The sequence below is a fragment of the Clostridium sp. MCC353 genome (assembly GCF_018785315.1).
Lineage (GTDB): Bacteria > Bacillota > Clostridia > Lachnospirales > Lachnospiraceae > CHH4-2.
The window spans coordinates 61,621-79,055 of record NZ_WQPN01000054.1; the positions used below are offsets into that span (position 1 = coordinate 61,621).

Annotated in this window: 15 protein-coding genes; all 15 read left to right on the top strand. The window is 43.6% G+C overall.

Going from position 1 to position 17,435, the window contains the following annotated elements; genetic code table 11:
- The first annotated feature begins 150 nt into the window (after window positions 1–150).
- The 15 genes from GPL15_RS11165 to pssE all read left to right on the top strand — a co-directional run bounded on the left by GPL15_RS11165 (window position 151) and on the right by pssE (window position 17,432).
- Entirely contained in the window at window positions 151–1,764 is a 1,614-nt protein-coding gene (locus GPL15_RS11165; RefSeq protein WP_215698754.1) for an extracellular solute-binding protein, read from the top strand.
- Between the two features lie 68 nt (window positions 1,765–1,832).
- Window positions 1,833–2,756, top strand: a complete 924-nt coding sequence (locus GPL15_RS11170) for an ABC transporter permease subunit (protein WP_215698755.1) — start codon at window positions 1,833–1,835, stop codon at window positions 2,754–2,756.
- A 12-nt stretch (window positions 2,757–2,768) separates the two neighbouring features.
- On the top strand, window positions 2,769–3,656 hold the full coding sequence (locus GPL15_RS11175) for a carbohydrate ABC transporter permease (protein WP_215698756.1): 888 nt from the start codon (window positions 2,769–2,771) through the stop codon (window positions 3,654–3,656).
- 5 nt (window positions 3,657–3,661) lie between these two features.
- The gene (locus tag GPL15_RS11180) at window positions 3,662–5,125 is read left to right on the top strand and encodes a sulfatase-like hydrolase/transferase (protein WP_215698757.1); all 1,464 of its coding nucleotides are present in this window, start codon (window positions 3,662–3,664) and stop codon (window positions 5,123–5,125) included.
- 155 nt (window positions 5,126–5,280) lie between these two features.
- Window positions 5,281–6,189, top strand: coding sequence for a tyrosine-type recombinase/integrase (locus tag GPL15_RS11185; protein WP_215698758.1), 909 nt, complete (start codon window positions 5,281–5,283; stop codon window positions 6,187–6,189).
- 739 nt (window positions 6,190–6,928) lie between these two features.
- Window positions 6,929–7,642 (top strand): CpsB/CapC family capsule biosynthesis tyrosine phosphatase, encoded by a 714-nt coding sequence (locus GPL15_RS11190; RefSeq protein ID WP_215698759.1) that lies wholly within the window; start codon window positions 6,929–6,931, stop codon window positions 7,640–7,642.
- A gap of 100 nt (window positions 7,643–7,742) precedes the next feature.
- A complete protein-coding gene (locus GPL15_RS11195; RefSeq protein ID WP_215698760.1) occupies window positions 7,743–8,513 on the top strand; it encodes a Wzz/FepE/Etk N-terminal domain-containing protein in 771 nt (256 codons plus the stop codon).
- On the top strand, window positions 8,503–9,222 hold the full coding sequence (locus GPL15_RS11200; RefSeq protein WP_215698761.1) for a CpsD/CapB family tyrosine-protein kinase: 720 nt from the start codon (window positions 8,503–8,505) through the stop codon (window positions 9,220–9,222). The genes GPL15_RS11195 and GPL15_RS11200 overlap by 11 nt, the downstream gene beginning before the upstream one ends.
- Window positions 9,223–9,292: 70 nt before the next feature.
- Complete coding sequence (locus GPL15_RS11205) at window positions 9,293–10,711, top strand: sugar transferase (RefSeq protein WP_215698762.1); 1,419 nt, start codon at window positions 9,293–9,295, stop codon at window positions 10,709–10,711.
- A 284-nt stretch (window positions 10,712–10,995) separates the two neighbouring features.
- Window positions 10,996–12,315: an LCP family protein gene (locus GPL15_RS11210; RefSeq protein ID WP_252198311.1), complete on the top strand. Its 1,320-nt coding sequence runs from the start codon at window positions 10,996–10,998 to the stop codon at window positions 12,313–12,315.
- Window positions 12,316–12,621: 306 nt separating this feature from the next.
- Window positions 12,622–13,293: a hypothetical protein gene (locus GPL15_RS11215; RefSeq protein WP_215698763.1), complete on the top strand. Its 672-nt coding sequence runs from the start codon at window positions 12,622–12,624 to the stop codon at window positions 13,291–13,293.
- Between the two features lie 129 nt (window positions 13,294–13,422).
- On the top strand, window positions 13,423–14,649 hold the full coding sequence (locus tag GPL15_RS11220; RefSeq protein WP_215698764.1) for a nucleotide sugar dehydrogenase: 1,227 nt from the start codon (window positions 13,423–13,425) through the stop codon (window positions 14,647–14,649).
- A 194-nt stretch (window positions 14,650–14,843) separates the two neighbouring features.
- The gene (locus tag GPL15_RS11225) at window positions 14,844–15,920 is read left to right on the top strand and encodes a glycosyltransferase (protein WP_215698765.1); all 1,077 of its coding nucleotides are present in this window, start codon (window positions 14,844–14,846) and stop codon (window positions 15,918–15,920) included.
- 559 nt (window positions 15,921–16,479) lie between these two features.
- Complete coding sequence (pssD, locus tag GPL15_RS11230) at window positions 16,480–16,953, top strand: PssD/Cps14F family polysaccharide biosynthesis glycosyltransferase (protein ID WP_215698766.1); 474 nt, start codon at window positions 16,480–16,482, stop codon at window positions 16,951–16,953.
- Window positions 16,896–17,432: a PssE/Cps14G family polysaccharide biosynthesis glycosyltransferase gene (pssE, locus tag GPL15_RS11235; protein ID WP_275950472.1), complete on the top strand. Its 537-nt coding sequence runs from the start codon at window positions 16,896–16,898 to the stop codon at window positions 17,430–17,432. The genes pssD and pssE overlap by 58 nt, the downstream gene beginning before the upstream one ends.
- Window positions 17,433–17,435: the final 3 nt, after the last annotated feature.

Here is a 17,435-nt window from a genome sequence, read left to right on the forward strand (position 1 = left end):
GTAAAAATCAGGCAAAAAAGCAAAATATTGGTTCTGGGAAAACCCGGATAAAATGATATATTCAGGGAGTAACGGCGCTGAGACCAGTCGCCCAGCGGTGCTGAGACCAGCCGCCGCGGAAAAATAATGAGAATCGGGAGGTATTTATCAGTGAAGGGAAAGAAACTGGCATGTTTGTGCATGGGGGTTATCATGGCACTGGGTACGGCAGGATGTGGAAAGAAGGCAGAGAATCCGCCGGCGTCCGCCACAGGAGAGACACAGAAAGAAGCGACGGAAAAGAGCGGGGAAAAATCGGGAGGCAAGTTCACTTATTGGGTGGAGATGAATCCCAGTGCGGCCACGGTGGTTCAGAATTATGGAGATATCGAGTATTTTAAGAAGCTTCAGGAAATCACCGGGACCCAGATCGAGTTCATGCATCCGCCGGCAGGGCAGACCACGGAACAGTTTAAGCTGTTGATCGCATCCAGAAAAGATCTTCCGGACGTGGTATCGATTAACTGGCTGACAGAGTATCCAGGAGGGCCTGAGAAAGCGGTAAAAGACGGGGTGATTATTGATCTGAACGATTATATTGATCTGATGCCCAATTACAAGGCATTTTTGGAATCCGATCCGGAGATCAAGAAACAGTCCGTTACCGATGAAGGAACCCTTTACGGTTTTCACGGCATCAATATGGAAACAGTCAGGACATGCGCCTGCGGCCTGATCGCGAGACAGGACTGGCTGGATGATCTGGGGCTGGAAGTGCCGGAAACCATTGATGAGTGGGAAAATGTGTTGAGGCTTTTTAAAGAAGAAAAAGGGGCGACAGCGCCATTTACTGTTCAATTGAAGGATTTCTTCAAATACAACCTGTTTAATGCCGCTTACGGCATAACCAATGAATTCTATCTGGATGATAACGGCCAGGTGCAGTACGGGCCGATCCAGCCGGAATATAAAGAATATTTAACTACAATGAACCGCTGGTATCAGGAAGGGCTGATCGATCCTGATTTCGCATCCATTGATAAGAAAATCATCAGTTCCAATATGCTGAATGATAAATCAGGCGTTGCGTTCGGTTTCGTAGGAAGCGGCATGGGCACATGGCTCAATGCTGCATCCCAGGAAAATTACGCTTTGACCGGCTGCCCGAACCCGGTGCTGAGTAAAGGGGACGAAGGAAAGTTTTCACCCGAATATAAGGGGAAAGTGCTGATTACGGCTGCTGTCACCACCAATGCCAAAGATATTGAGAGCATCATCAAAACATTCGATTATCTTTATACGGAAGAAGGCAGACTTCTTAAAAATTTCGGCATCGAAGGTTTGACCTATAACATGGTGGACGGAAAACCGGTCTACAGTGACCTGATCACCCATAATCCGGACGGCCTTGCCATCTCAGACGCCATGGCTAAATACATCCAGCCCAACTATCCGGGCGCAGGACAGGCCAATCTGCCGGAATACATCGACCAGTATTACGCGGAAGAATCCCAAAAAGAGGCTAATGTCATCTTCAACAAGTTCTCCGAAGCGTCGGCGAAATACTCCATGCCGCCTGTGACGGCTACCGCGGATGAGAGCAAAGAGCTGGGCAACATCATGTCCCAGATATCCACTTACAGGGACGAGAAAGTGGTAGCGTTTATCACCGGCGCGGAATCCCTGGATCATTATGATGACTTTGTGGCAGAGATTAAAAACCTGGGAATTGACCGGGCGATTGAGATTAAAACGGCGAGTTTGGAACGCTACCGGGCGCGCTGATGAACCACAGGCAGGCTGGAACCACCGGCCTGCCTGTAATAAAAAGCAGCGCAGAAATGAGGAGAACAATGGGTAAAAAAATCAGGATAAAGATTCAGAGGGAGTGGAACCGGAATAAATACCTCTATTTTCTTTCCGTGCCCTTTTTATTATATTATCTGATCTTCCACTATGGCCCTATGAGCGGCCTGTTGATGGCATTTCAGGATTACAGCATTGTGGATGGAATATGGAACAGCCCATTTATCGGGCTGGAGAATTTCGTCCGTTTTTTCCAAAGCCAGTATTTTTGGAGACTATTGAGAAATACATTTTTTTTGAGCATTCAGAATATCGCCTGGGGATTTCCCGCGCCGCTGATTCTGGCGTTGTTATTAAATGAAATCCGCAATGAAAGGTTTAAAAGGACGGTGCAGACTGTCACTTATCTGCCCCATTTCATCTCACTGGTGGTTGTATGCGGTATGATGACCCAGTTTTTAGCAAGAGACGGTTTCATCACCAATCTGCTGGTAAAAATCGGCCTGATTGAGCCTGCCAATCTGCTTGGGATGAAGGAGTATTTCAGAACCATCTACATTACCAGCGGAATCTGGCAGGAAATCGGATGGGGAACCATCATCTATCTGGCGGCGCTTACCGGCGTGGATGAACAGCTTTATGAAGCGGCCAAAATCGATGGGGCCAACCGTTTCCGGTGTCTGATTAATATCACACTGCCTTCCATCGCACCCACAATCATCATGCTGCTGATCCTTCAGGTGGGGAAGGTGATGAGCGTTGGATTCGAAAAGATCATCTTATTATACAATCCCCAGACGTATGAGGTGGCGGACGTATTGTCCAGCTACATTTACCGGTATGGTTTGGGCGGCAGCTTTGATTATGGATATACCACGGCAATCGGGTTGTTTTCTTCTGTGATCAACTTCATTTTAGTGATATCGGCAAATAAAATCAGCAGAAAAATTACGGAAACAAGCTTATGGTAAAGGAGTGGGGACATGAAATATAGAGGTTCTTTAGGTGAACGGATTTTTGATGGACTGAATGTGGCAGGGCTCACCCTTCTTATGGTTGTTACCCTGTATCCGGTGATCTATGTGGTGCTGGCGTCTTTCAGCGATTCCAATAAACTGCTGGCCTATACGGGGCTGCTCATCAAACCCCTGGGATTCAACCTGGCGGCTTACAAGGCAGTTCTTAAAAATCCTAATATTTTATCAGGATATATGGTAACATTGTTTGTAGTAGTTATCGGCACATTTTTAAATGTTCTGGTTACGGCGGTATCCGCTTTTGTACTGACCAGAAAGAGATTCCCGCTGAGAAATGTTTTTGTGCTGTTTTCCGTATTCACCATGTATTTCAGCGGCGGCATGATACCCAGATATTTGTTTGTAAATGATACTCTGGGGCTGGGGAACAATGTGTGGGCGCTGATTCTGCCCGGACTGATTTCCACCTATAATCTGATCATTATGAAAAGCAATTTTGAATCCATACCGGACAGTCTGGAGGAATCGGCCAGAATCGATGGGGCCAATGATATTGTGATCCTGTTTAAGATCATTCTGCCGCTTTCGAAGGCCATCCTGGCGGTTATGGTCTTAATGTACGGAGTGAGCCATTGGAACGCCTGGTTTGACGCCATGCTGTTTATCAGAACCAGGAGCCTGTATCCCCTACAAATCATATTGAGGGAAATTCTGATCGCCAATTCTACGGACAGCATGATGTCCGGCGGCGGCACAGGCGGCGATATTCAGGCTATCGGAGAGAGCATAAAATATGCTACAATTGTAGTGGCCACAGTGCCGATTCTATGTGTTTATCCCTTTGTACAGAAGTATTTTACTAAAGGAGTTATGCTGGGAGCAGTGAAAGGATAGGAAAAATGGAGAAGAAACCAAATGTAGTGATTATTATGGCGGATCAGCTTAGATATGATGTGATGGAAATGGGAATCACGCCCAATATACGGAAGCTGGCCGAAGAGGGAGTGGAGTTTACAAACTGTTACTGCGCGTGTCCGCTCTGCGTGCCGGAAAGAGGGGCATTTTTTACGGGAACTTATCCCAATCACAATGGAAGCCTGATCAATCCATGGGCGGAAGCGGACCGGGGGTACGGTTCGGTGAAAGAGGGAATTGATAATCTGTATACACTGATGGAAGAGGAGTGGGACAGCATCCATTCAGGAAAACAGCACCTCTATACAGAAGGGGTGAAACTGGAAAACAGGGAGGACAGTAAAACTTACTTTGCGGCTACGGATGATATCTATTTCAGGCATCTGGAAACGGAAGGAAAGAGAAAACCGGGCGGCCCCGGGTTCCGCACCCTGGTTCCTGAGATGACGGAAGGGAAATATACCAGGGCGGTCAGCTATTCCACCCCGGCCACCGGATGTTATGAAGATGGATATGAGCATTTTTATGACGGATTTTATACGGAGCAGGGTTTGAAGGCGCTGAAACAGAGGAACCGTGAGAAGCCGCTGCTTCTGAACATGATGTATCTGGCCCCCCATCCGCCCTTTGACATCCCTGAACCATGGTATTCCCGGTTTGAGGAAGTAAGCCTTCCTGAAAATGTGGGCGAATGGTACAGCAGGCAGTCGCCGCTTCAGATGTACAACCTGACCGGCGTGGTGGGCAGCAGGTACAGCAGGAAGGAATGGGAGCAGCCGTGGAAGGTCTATCTGGGCCTTGTTAGCTTATTAGATGACTGTGTGGGAAAGATTCTGGACGAATTGAAGGAGCAGGGAATCTATGACGATTCGCTGATCATTTTCACCTCGGATCACGGGGAGATGCTGGGTTCCCATAAGCTGTTCCAGAAGATGTGCATGTATGAGGAATCGGCGAAAACGCCTTTGTACATAAAGTTCCCCAAGGGATTTAAGTCTGGGAAAAAGGTATTTGATGAGCTGGTCAGCGGAATCGATGTATTCCCCACCCTTTGTGAATATCTGGGCCTGAAACCGGGACATGAGGTGGACGGACAGTCGCTTTTGGGGCTGATAGAAGGAAGGGAAGAGGAGCTGCCCAGAAAAGAGGCATTTATCCAGTTCGACGGTAATGGGGCCAGATCGAATTTCCAGAGATGTGTGGTGAAGGACGGGTATAAGCTGATTGTGGATTTATTCAAGGATGAAATATTCCTGGAACTGTATCATGTTCAAGAAGACCGGCAGGAGAAGGTGAATCTTGCGTTTGATGAGGAGTACGACGGGATTACAAATGAGCTTCTGGGCCATTTGCGGGAACATATGAGAAAGACCGGGGACGGGATTGAGATCGGGGCGATTTCTCTGAAAGAGTTCAGGGATAATTATAACAGAGGGTTTAGAAAATAGAAATTTAAAAAGCATAGATCAAGAACTGGCGGCGTTTTTTAGAAAACGCCGTCATTTTTATCAATAAGAGTTTTTAATTAACCTTGTTTTTATGCCTGAAATTGTTTATTTTAAGTAAAAATCATAAAAATACGTAAGACAAGGGAGTGGATTGGATGGTATTGAGTATGGAAATGATTCCCGCTTTTGAAAAGTACCTCTATGAGCAGGAGCGCAGCCAGGCGACGATTAAGAAGTACATCAGAGATTTGAAGAAACTGTTTACTTATCTGGCGGAAGACCTGGAGATCAGCAAGGAGAAAATGATCCGGTTTAAGCAGGAGCTGACGGGCTGTTATAAACCTGCCAGTGTAAACTCTATTTTGGCGGCGGTCAATCATTTCCTGGAGTTCGCCGGGCTGGGAGAATATAAGGTAAAACAGGTACGGGTTCAGAAAACGCTGTTCTGCCAGCAGGAACGGGAACTGTCAAAAGAGGAATATTTCCGCCTCGTCAATGCGGCTAAACAAAAGAAAAACCAGCGGATCAGCGTCTTGATGCAGGCAATCTGCAGCACCGGAATCCGGGTGAGCGAGCACCGTTTTATCACAGCGGAGGCGCTGAAGGAAGGATATTTCAGGATCTATAATAAAGGAAAGTCCAGAATCGTCTTTCTCCCTCCGGAACTAATCCATGTTTTGAAACAGTACTGTCTGGAAAATGGGATCGAACACGGGCCGGTGTTCATCACAAAAAGCGGGCGTCCCCTGGACCGGAGTAATATCTGGTCGATGATGAAGGCGCTCTGCGGGGAGGCGGGGGTGGATCAGAAAAAGGTGTATCCCCACAATCTCCGGCATCTGTTCGCATTTACCTTTTACGGAGTGGAAAAGGATCTGCTTAGGCTGGCGGATATATTGGGGCATACCAGTGTGGATACCACCAGAATTTATACGGTTTCAAGCGGATGGGAACATAAAAGGATCCTGTCGAAATTAGGACTGGTACAACAGAACGAGGGGCAAATCGGTGAAGGAGGGCCGGAAACGCCACAACTATTTTCCGGGCAAAGCTGGGGAAAATGACTGGGGAATGAACTGGGAAAAGAATGAGGTAAATGACAGGGAAAAGGATGAGGGAAAGAGCTGGAGCAGGTCTGTGGAGGACTGAACGGAATGCGCAGAAGATTTTGCTGTAATCGAATGACCGGGCAGACAGGCGGATTGCCACGCCTGCTCTTATGGTATCCGAAAGTATAGAAATAGGAAGGAAAGGAACCGGAAACTCTTTAATGGGGCCCGTTTTTTTGTAGTGGGGAGTTAAGTGTGCAGGGGGGGATTTTGTGGGGATGATTTTGCGGGGATGGAAATATGACATAATCGGAATTATGTGATCATATTATAGTTTTTTTGATTTCCACATGATAAAATACAATAGAATTAAGTATTTTTTTACCTGTTTTTTATGTTGCGTTATATAATAGTGTAGTAAAATTACGATAAGACTTGAATTTTTTGCCGAAAGATTGCATAATAGGTTAGAGCATCAAGAGCTATTCAGAGAAACAGACTGAACCAATCATTATTTGTCCTAAACAGTGTGCGAAAAACAGATTCATTTTGACGCCTGGGCCTGCAATTTTATGGAAATCGTATTTTTAAATATTTGCTAAAACCGTTTTATGTTTGTATTGTAAAAAAATCGCTTTGAGACTTACTACATAATTCCGATTATGTGGTAATTTTTATATCATAATTATCGTATAATTACGATTTTGGCCGAAAGTGAAGAGAGCTGGAAGGATTGGGCGGAAAGGGAGAAAACATGGAACCGGTGATCGATGTGCATACCCATATCCTGCCGGGCATTGACGATGGGGCAGGGAATATGGAAGAAACAAGAGAACTGCTGAAACTGGCTTACATACAGGGAATACGCGTTTTAATAGCCACGCCCCATTATCACAGAGGAAAATATTACGTGGATCCGGATGGAATCCGTGAACTGGCCGGCAGGGTGCAGAGCGAAGCCGATAAGATGTTTCCCGACATGCATATATATGCAGGCCAGGAGCTGATTTACTATAATGGGGTGTTCGATGCAGTATCTGCGGGAAAGGCCGTGCCGTTGGCGGATTCTGACTGCTTTTTAATAGAATTTGTGCCGGACATTTCTTATGAAACTATTTATCAGGCAGTAAGGCAGATGGTTTTAATGCGTTACCGTCCGGTGCTGGCTCATGTGGAGAGATACCCGTGTCTGAAGGCCCCTGGACGGATTGAAGAACTTCGTAAATCCGGTGCATATATGCAGATGAATTTTGACAGCCTGAGGGGAGGGTTCCGGCAGAGGAGAGAAATATCCTGGTGCAGGAGAATGGTCCTGGAAGGTAATATCCGGTTTTTTGGAACAGACATGCACCGGACCGATTTCCGGCCGCCGGATATTGAGAAGTCTGTGAAATGGATCTATGACAAATGCGGGAAAGAACAGGCAAAACGGTTGACGGTCGTTAATCCGATGGAAATTCTGCTTTAAAATGTCCGGTAGGCAGTGGGAGGACGGAAACAGACTGCATTTGACGGCCCGCAAAGCCTGAAAAAACGACAGATAACATAGTAAAGGAACCGAATTATTTATGGAAAAGAGATTTAACGAGGATCAGGACGAAATTGAAATTGACTTACGGGAGCTGCTGTTTGAATTAAAGCGGAGATGGTGGGTTCTTTTGATGGCGCTGATTTTGGGCGGTGGACTGGCGGGGGCTTACAGCTATTTTGTGCTGACACCCCAGTATACCTCCAGCGCCAGTTTATATGTGCTGTCCAAGGAAACCACCCTGACTTCTCTGGCGGATCTTCAGATCGGAAGCCAGCTGACCCAGGATTATAAAGTGATGGTAAACAGCCGCCCGGTTTTGCAGAATGTGGTGGTAAAGATGAATCTGGATATGGATTACAAAGAACTTCGCAGAAAAATATCAATCGACAATCCAAACAATACACGGATTCTCATCATTTCTGTTAAAGATTCTGATCCGTATCTGGCAAAAGAGATTGTGGACAGCATTGCTGTGGAAGCTTCCGATTATATTGGGGAGATCATGGAAATGGTGCCGCCCAAAATGATCGAGGACGGCGTTGTGGCGACGGAAAAAACCAGTCCCAACGTGAAGAAGAATGCAGCCGCAGGCGGTCTGGCAGCTCTGTTTTTCGTCTGCGCGGCAATTACCTTGAGCGTGATATTGAACGATACCATTAAGACGGAAGAGGATATCAAAAAATATCTGGAACTGCCGGTTCTGGCAGTCATCCCGTCCAAGGAATCGGTGGGTGACGATGACCGGAGCCAATCACAGAAAAAACGGAAGACATCAAGAAGAAAGGCGGGCAAAGCCAATGGAAAATAAAATCAGTCTCTCCCAATATGAGGTAACTGACTATAACTTTGTGGAAGCGATCAAAACGCTGCGGACCAACATCCAGTTTTCAGGAAGCAGTATCCGGCTGATCATGTTCACCAGTTCCGTTTCCAATGAAGGAAAGAGCGAAATTTCTTTCCAATTGGCCGCGTCCCTTGCACAGCTTGGAAAACATGTGCTGCTGATAGATGCGGACATCCGAAAATCGGTTCTGGTATCCAGATACCAGCCGGACCGGGAAGTAAATGGCCTGTCCCAGTATTTGAGCAGCCAGATAACCAGAGAAGAGGCTGTCTACCAGTCCAATGTAAACGGTCTGGAGATCATGTTTGCCGGGCCCTATTCGCCAAACCCGGCAGAGCTTTTGGAGGAAGAACAATTTGGGAACCTGCTGGATTGGGCTAGGGACGCCTATGACTACGTGGTGATTGATACGCCGCCTATGGGAAATCTGATTGACGGCGCCATTGTGGCAAGGCACTGCGACGGTGTGGTGATGGTGATTGAAAGCGGAGCTATTAGTTTCCGCCTTCTGCAGAAGGTTAAGGCCCAGCTGGAAAAGAGCGGCTGCCGGATTTTGGGAACGGTTCTGAATAAGATTACGGTGAATCACTGCGGTTATTACCGCTATTATGGGAAATACGGCAGATACGGCAAGTATGGAAAAGAGTATGAGAAGGCAGGAAAAAGGCAGTAAGAAAGTCATTTCAGACCCGTCGGCATGGTGTACGGCCTGCAATACAAAGGAGGAAACGGAGGGGTGAATCATGCTTGTGAAAAACAGGTCTTTTTACATATTGTTTGATATTTGCGAGATCATCATTTCCTTTGTACTGGCGGTTCTTTTGAGGTACAGAGTGGTGCAGGGAAGGATGATATCCGATGCATGGTATGGCTGTATTTTGATGATATTTGTTTATATGGTCATCGTTCTGGTCTGCCAGGCGCCAAAACCATTGATGAAACGGAGTGGCTGGGACGAACTTCAGATTGTGCTGTCCGCAAATCTGTACATGGCGCTTCTGCTGTCCCTTATTTTGTATTTAAACCGGGCTGGGAACCTGTTTCCACGCTCCGTATATATCACCTTTTTTGTATTGAATACTGTTTTGATGTATGTTGGCCGGTTTTATTTAAAGAGGTTTCTGCGGGCTTATTATAAGAAATCCGGAAACCGGAAAAAACTGCTGATCTGTGCCAATCAGGAAAATCTGATCGCGGCGATTGATACGTTTGTCCATTCGTCCCTGATTGAATATGAAGTGACTGCAGTTGTGGAAGTGGGTAAAAAGGGTAATGGAAAAGAGATCAGGATACATCAGATTGAACAGGGGCCCCGAGGCGAACGGATTGTACTGAGCAGGGAAAAGCTGAGGGAGTTTTTGAAACATCAGGTAATTGATGAAGCGCTTCTGTGCATGCCTTTCAGCACACGGGGAGAGATAAATGATTTTATCGTCCGGCTGGAGACTATGGGAATCGAAACGCATGTGGCGGTGGATACTTATGACCATCAGGAAAAGGCAATCGAGCGGCTGGGGGCTTACCGGGTTCTGACTTACAGCCCCAGGATCTTTGAACCTACGGAATTATTTATAAAACGGGCCATGGATGTGGTGGGAGGGGCAATAGGATCTCTGATTACCATCCTGTTAAGCATAGTGATCGTACCTGCAATCCACCTGGAATCCCCTGGCCCGGCTATATTTAAACAGGTGCGGATCGGCCGGAATGGCCGCCGTTTCCAGATCTATAAATTCCGGACCATGTATGAGGATGCGGAAGAGCGGAAAAAAGAGCTGATGAAGCAGAACGAGATGAAGGGCCTGATGTTTAAGATAAAGGACGACCCCAGAATCACCAAAGTGGGAAAATTTCTCAGAAAGACCAGTCTGGACGAATTCCCCCAGTTTTTCAATGTTCTCAAAGGTGAAATGAGCCTGGTAGGTACGAGGCCGCCTACGGAAGATGAATTTTTGCAGTATGAAGAGCGTCATAAACGGCGCCTGAGCCTAAAACCCGGAATTACCGGCTTGTGGCAGGTAAGCGGCAGAAGCAGTATTTACGATTTCGAAGAAGTGGTGAGCCTGGATCTGGAATATATCGACAAGTGGTCGGTGTGGCTGGATATCCGTTTGCTGATACAGACGGTGTATGTGGTGCTGTTTCGGAGAGGGGCTTCCTGAGGGGGGAAGGTGAGTTGGGAAAACGATGGAGGAAAATGAAGGAAAAGGGTGTTTTGGCAGGTGGAACAGAGGATGGGGATGGTTCTTTTAATAGGTGGAACAGAGGATGGGGATGGTTTTTTTAATGGGTGGAACAGAGAATGGGGATGGCTTTTTTAGTGGGTGGAACAGAGAAGAAGAATAGTTCTTTTAGTAGTGGAAAAAAGAATGGGGACGGCTTTTTTAGCAGGTGGAAAAATGAATGAAAATGGTTCGCTTTATAGACGGCCGCTTGGCATGGTGAAATGAAGAAGAGATATAAGAAGAGTTACTTGTATACAGCAGGTGCGGTTTTCGTTGTTCTGTGCTTTATGGGCTGGTTCGTGAAATTTAGTTACGGTTCCTATCAAGCCAGCAGGGCGGCCAGAGAGAAGCTGGCTGCCCATGAGCAAGTTGAACGCGCAGATAAAGGCACAGAAATAAGCGCAGACATGAGCATAGATAAAAGCACAGATATGAGCATAGATAAAAGCACAGACAAAAGCGCAGATAAAAGCGCAGACAAAAGCGCAGATAAAAATGCAGACAAAAGCGCAGATAAAAGCGCGGACAAAAGCGCAGATAAAAGCGCAGATAAAAGCACAGATAAAAGTGCAGATAAAAGCAGAGATAAAAGTATAGATAAAAGTACAGACAAAAGCACAGACATAAACAGTATAACTCAGGACAGTGATGTGCTCCCGGAAGGCCGCGATAATGGAAACGGGAAAATACATTATCAGGGAAAGACCTACCGCAGAAACACGGCCATGCGCGCCATCCTTTGCATCGGTGTGGACACAAAAGGGGAGATGGAATCCCACACGGCATCCGGTCAGGGCGGCCAGGCAGACGGAGTATTTTTAGTGGCCCAGGATGCGGCCAGGGACCGGGTAAAGATTTTAATGATACCCAGGGATACCATGACTGAGATCACCTTATTCGACCTTTCGGGAAATGAACTCGGAAAAGACGTTCAGCATTTGACCCTGGCTTATGCCTATGGGGACGGAAGGGAAAAGAGCTGCGAACTGATGGCAGAAGCGGTATCCAATCTGCTTGGCGGATTGAAAATTGATGGATATGCGGCTGTGAACATGAGCGCAATTCCGGTTTTAAATGATGCCGCAGGGGGAGTGACGGTGACCATACAGGATGATGGGCTGGAAAAACGGGATCCTGAACTCCAGAAGGGAAAAACAGTCACTCTTCAAGGAGGGCAGGCAGAACTGTTCATCCGCTACCGTGACATTACCCAATCTCAGACCGCAATCAGCCGTATGAGCCGCCAGAAACAGTATATGCAGGGATATCTGGAAGCAGTTAAAAAATCAGCGTCCAAAAATGACCAGCTGATTCCAGATTTGATGAACCAACTACAAATCTATATGGTAACTAATATGCCGAAAGACCAGTATCTGGATATGGCTCTATCCGTGCTGAACAGCCAGGATAGTCTGGAAGACGGGGATTTTCTTACCGTGCCTGGGGAAGCGGTGGAAACAGACTTATATGATGAGTATCATGTGGATCTGGATGGATTGATACAGTTGGTGCTGGAATTGTTTTATGTGGAGATGTATTAGGAGTTTGTTAGAGACGTATTAGAAGTATACTGGACACGTACTAGAGATATCTTCTATGTGTGTTATGAGATTATTAGAGATGTACAAGGGTGTAGTTGGGAGTAAATCAGAAAACGTATTAAAGATGCAATCGGAGGGGAATAGAAGGCGTTAGATTTGTATTATAGGTTTGATCGAAACATATTTAAAAGCAAAGTTATATCTGAATATCGTAAATTTGCGATATCGTAAAGGTAAATAATCAGCAGATTAGATTAAAATGGCTGGTTATTGAGAGTAAATAAATGAAAGGATAGGTGATATGACATGAAAAAGAGATGGTTAGGTATATTTTTAACAGCAGCCCTTGCGGTGTCCCAGCCTGCAGCCGCATTTGCGGCTCCAAGCCCTAATACGGATGTTAATTTTGATGATGGAGACAGTGATGGTTACTATGAGGATTACAATGATAACTCCACTGCAAACAACCAGACTGCTGGAACCAATACGGTAAATAATGCGGCCAACAATTTGACCAACATTGCAGGAGCAGGCGCAGCTGATACAACGTCTGGAGGAGGCACATCTGCATTAGGAACAGCGGTCATTGGAGAGACCCAGATAGGATTTGCAACCGGTGAGGCGGCAACCGCAGGACTTCCGGCCCAGACAGTAGAAGCGATTAACGCAATCAATGCAGGAACGGCTCTGACGGAAGCCGTTAAGGATGTGGATTTGAACGGATACTCCGCCCTGACTGCGGTACAGGCAATCGTAGCAAAGGATGTGAACTCGAACCAGCCCAAGACCGGTGATGTGGCAATTTCATTATACGTGCCCAACCTGATCCAGAACCTGGATAATGTACAGGTATTGTTCTACGACAATGCGACCGGATTGTGGCGGCTGATTAATCCGACAGTGGTGGATGCGGCTAATAAGAAGATTACGGTGAATATCAGCGGGTCGGGGTCGTTTAGTGTGGTTTATAAGAGGTAGGTTTGTGTGTGGCTGGAATGATAAAAAGGAACTGGAGACAGGAATTAAGTTATTTTATGAAAATCATATGGTTTATAGAAGCGGTATGAGTACAAATTTCTGTTTTTATAGGTGAGGCGAGGAACAACTATGGATGAAAAATATACAATTGCTGTAGCTGGGACAGGTTATGTAGGATTATCAATTGCTATACTATTGTCTCAGTATCATAAGGTTTATGCTGTGGACATCATTCCTGAAAAGGTGGAAATGATTAATCAACGTAAATCGTTGTTTCAGGATGATTATATCGAAAAGTATTTTGCTGAAAAAAAATTGAACCTGACTGCAACTCTTGAAGCAAAGGAAGCATATAGTATGGCTGATTATGTTATAATCGCAACTCCTACGAATTATGATTCTACAACACAGTATTTTGATACATCGATAGTAGAGACGGTGATTAAACAGGTTATGGAATATAATTCAAATGCAATTATGGTAATTAGATCAACTATCCCTGTTGGTTTTACGACAAGTATTAGAAAAAGGACGGGGAGTGAGAATATTATTTTCAGTCCTGAATTTTTACGTGAATCGCAAGCTCTGTATGATAATTTGTTCCCTTCAAGAATAATCGTTGGTACTGATATGGATGACGAACGTTTAGTAGAAGCTGCCCGTGTGTTTTCGCAGCTTCTGCAGGAAGGGGCTATCAAGAAAGAGGTTGATACCCTGCTTATGGGGTTTACTGAGGCAGAAGCTGTAAAGCTGTTCGCCAATACATATTTGGCACTTCGTATTTCCTACTTTAATGAACTGGATACCTATGCAGAGATAAAGGGGTTAAACACGCAACAGATCATCAGTGGTGTTTGTCTTGATCCTCGGATTGGTAACCATTATAACAATCCATCCTTTGGGTACGGCGGATACTGTCTGCCTAAAGATACCAAACAATTATTGGCCAACTACTGGGATGTTCCTGAGAACTTGATTAAAGCAATAGTTGAGAGTAATAGTACCCGCAAGGATTTCATTGCTGATCGTGTGCTGGAACTGGCTGGTTATTATAATACTAGTGAAGAAAATTCACTAGTTATTGGTGTTTACCGTCTTACAATGAAAAGCAATTCGGATAACTTTCGACAAAGTAGTATTCAAGGTGTTATGAGGCGTGTAAAAGAAAGAGGGGCAGTGGTAGTCATTTATGAACCAACGCTCCAAGACGGTAGCACTTTCTGCGGAAATAAGGTTGTAAATAATTTGGAAAAGTTTAAGAAACAATCTCAGGCTATCATTGCAAACCGTTATGACAAATGTTTGGATGATGTGAAGGAAAAAGTTTATACGCGTGATATATTCCAAAGGGATTAAGGATATTAGGCACAGTTTATTGTATTCAATCGATTTACCAATTATCCAGAGGAAAATAATAAGGGAGATAATCAATAATATACAAGTTTTAAATATATATCGACTTGTTGAATTGACTTTTTGGATCAATTGATAATTCACAGATATGCGCTGAGTAACATTTGATTATGTAAAAGGGCAAAGGAGTTCTTATTATGAAAAAAATATTGATGGTGTGTGAAGCATTTGGCGGTGGTGTTTTTACATATGTTTCTCAGCTTTGTAATGATATAGTGGATTTATTTGATGTATATTTGGTGTATTCAGTAAGACCTCAGACACCAAAGAATTATAAAATATTTTTGGATGATAGAATTAACCTTATTGAAATTGAAAAATTTGGCAATATAAAAAGTATCAGCAGTGACATTAAGGTTATTGGGGAATTACGAAAAATTGAAAAGGAAGTAAAACCTGATATTATCCATTTGCATTCGTCTATTGCGGGAGGAATAGGAAGAATAGCTTTCAAAGGGAAATACAATACTGTAATATATACCCCCCATGGTTATGCACATATCTTAATGGGGCGAAGCAAACGAACGCTGATTTATGAAATTATAGAGAGAATATTAGGGCAAACGAACTCAATGACTTTGACATGTTGCGAGAGTGAGGATGAAGTTGCTAAGACTTTTTGTGAGAAAACGGCATATATTGAAACTGGTGTAAACTTGAAGGAGCTATCCACTGCATTAGATAAGATTAAACCAGTAAAAAATACAAAGTTTACTGTATTTACATTGGGTAGGATATGTAACCAAAAGCAACCTGCTTTATTTAATCAAATTGCAGAGTTAGTTCCTGAAGCTAAATTTGTTTGGATCGGTAACGGAGCGCAAGAACACCTTCTTACTGCACCTAATATTGAGATTACAGGATGGAAGGAAAGAAAAGAAGCTTTAGCAATTGCTAAAGGCGCTGATGTTTATGTACTGTGTTCTTTTGGTGAAGCAATAGCAATGAGTCTTATTGAAAATATGTTTATAAAAAAATTATGCTTGGTAAGTAACACGATGGGTAACAAGAGTGTAATCCAAAATGGTATAAACGGGTATTTATGTGAACAAGCTGAGGATTATGCTCAACGAATTAAAGCTGCTATGCGGAATCCTCCTTCTGAATTGATAGAAAATGCCTATTCAGATGTAAAAACAATTTATAATACTGATATAATGAAAAAGAAATATGTCAAATTTTACAATGATGTAATTGATGGCAAATATCGATAAGGACTAGTGTGAAAAATTAATCCTGATGGCTTATTTTTTACACCTAAATTTGTACCGGAGCCACAAATTTGAATCGCAGCTGAGAATCTGAAATTCGCAGCGCGAGCCTACGCAACGCAAAATTTGCACATCAAAACGCTCCGGCATGGGGGATTAAAATGCATCTATATTTAATTCATCGACCAAGACCATTTCCGTAATGCATTTTATTGTAATTGGTAGAGGGAATGTGTCAAAATATTATGGCAGACCTTGAATAATACAGATATTCTGTTGGCTTGAAAGAAATGGAATTAAATGAGTTAAAGTTGCTTAATCATGAATATTGTAAAAAGAAGTCATTCCATAGTGTTATTTACTTCAGAATAAAGAAAAAGTAAAATTTATGCAAGGGTTTTCATATTTTTAATCACTAAAAATCTAACCTGAAAATATATGATGGAAAAATAGGGGCAGGCCAAATAAGCTACTATAGACATATTATAGTCATATTTTGTGAAAGCGTTTTAATTGGAAATCCTTGCATGATTAGAATAGACACATAGAAAGAGTTACGAAAATGAAAGAGAATAAAAAAAAGAAAATTTGCTTTATTTCATCATCAGGTGGGCATTTAGAGCAAATTAAACAATTAAAAGCAGTTGCTCAGAAGTTTGATCATTACTATGTATTACCACGAAATATAAGTACTTCTTCATTTAAGGAGAAAAAGTACCTAGTTGGCGACTTTTATAGGAAAAACAGGCTGCAATTCATTTTTCGGTTTAGTTACACTTCTTTACAACAGCTTTGGATTTTTATTAAAGAGCAGCCTGATGTAGTGATAACAACGGGAGCAGGAGTAGTGATACCTACCTGTTTACTTGCTCATTTTATGGGAAAAAAGCTAGTCTATATTGAGAGCTTTGCTCGGATGAAATCATTAAATAAGACTGCTGAATTGCTTTATAAGTATTCGGATTTGTTTATTGTTCAATGGGAAGAATTACTGAAAATTGTACCAGATGCTGTTTATGGAGGGGGGATATATTGATTTTAGTATGTGTAGGCGCGTCGGAATATAAAATGGATCGACTGTTGACAATTATTGATGAACTGTGTGATGAACAGATTCTTGATGGGAAGCAAATTGTTGCTCAAATCGGTAGCACTAGTTATTCTCCAAGAAACTTCAAGAGTTTTAAATTAATAGGAAGAGATGAGTTTCAGACTTATATAGAACAGGCAGATTTAGTTATTACACATGCAGGTACTGGAAGTGTGATCCCACCTTTGAAACTTGGGAAAAAGGTGATTGTGTTTCCGAGATTGAAAAAATATAAAGAACATTTGGATGATCATCAATTAGAACTTAGAGATGTATTTACAAATAGTGGATATACACTAAGTGCGGAAAATAAGGAAGAACTTTTAGAGGCACTTTCATCGGTTCCTAGCTTTATTCCTAAAACTTTTGTTTCAAATAATAAAAAGATCAATGATATGGTGATTGACTTTATTGAAAGGAGTTAGTAG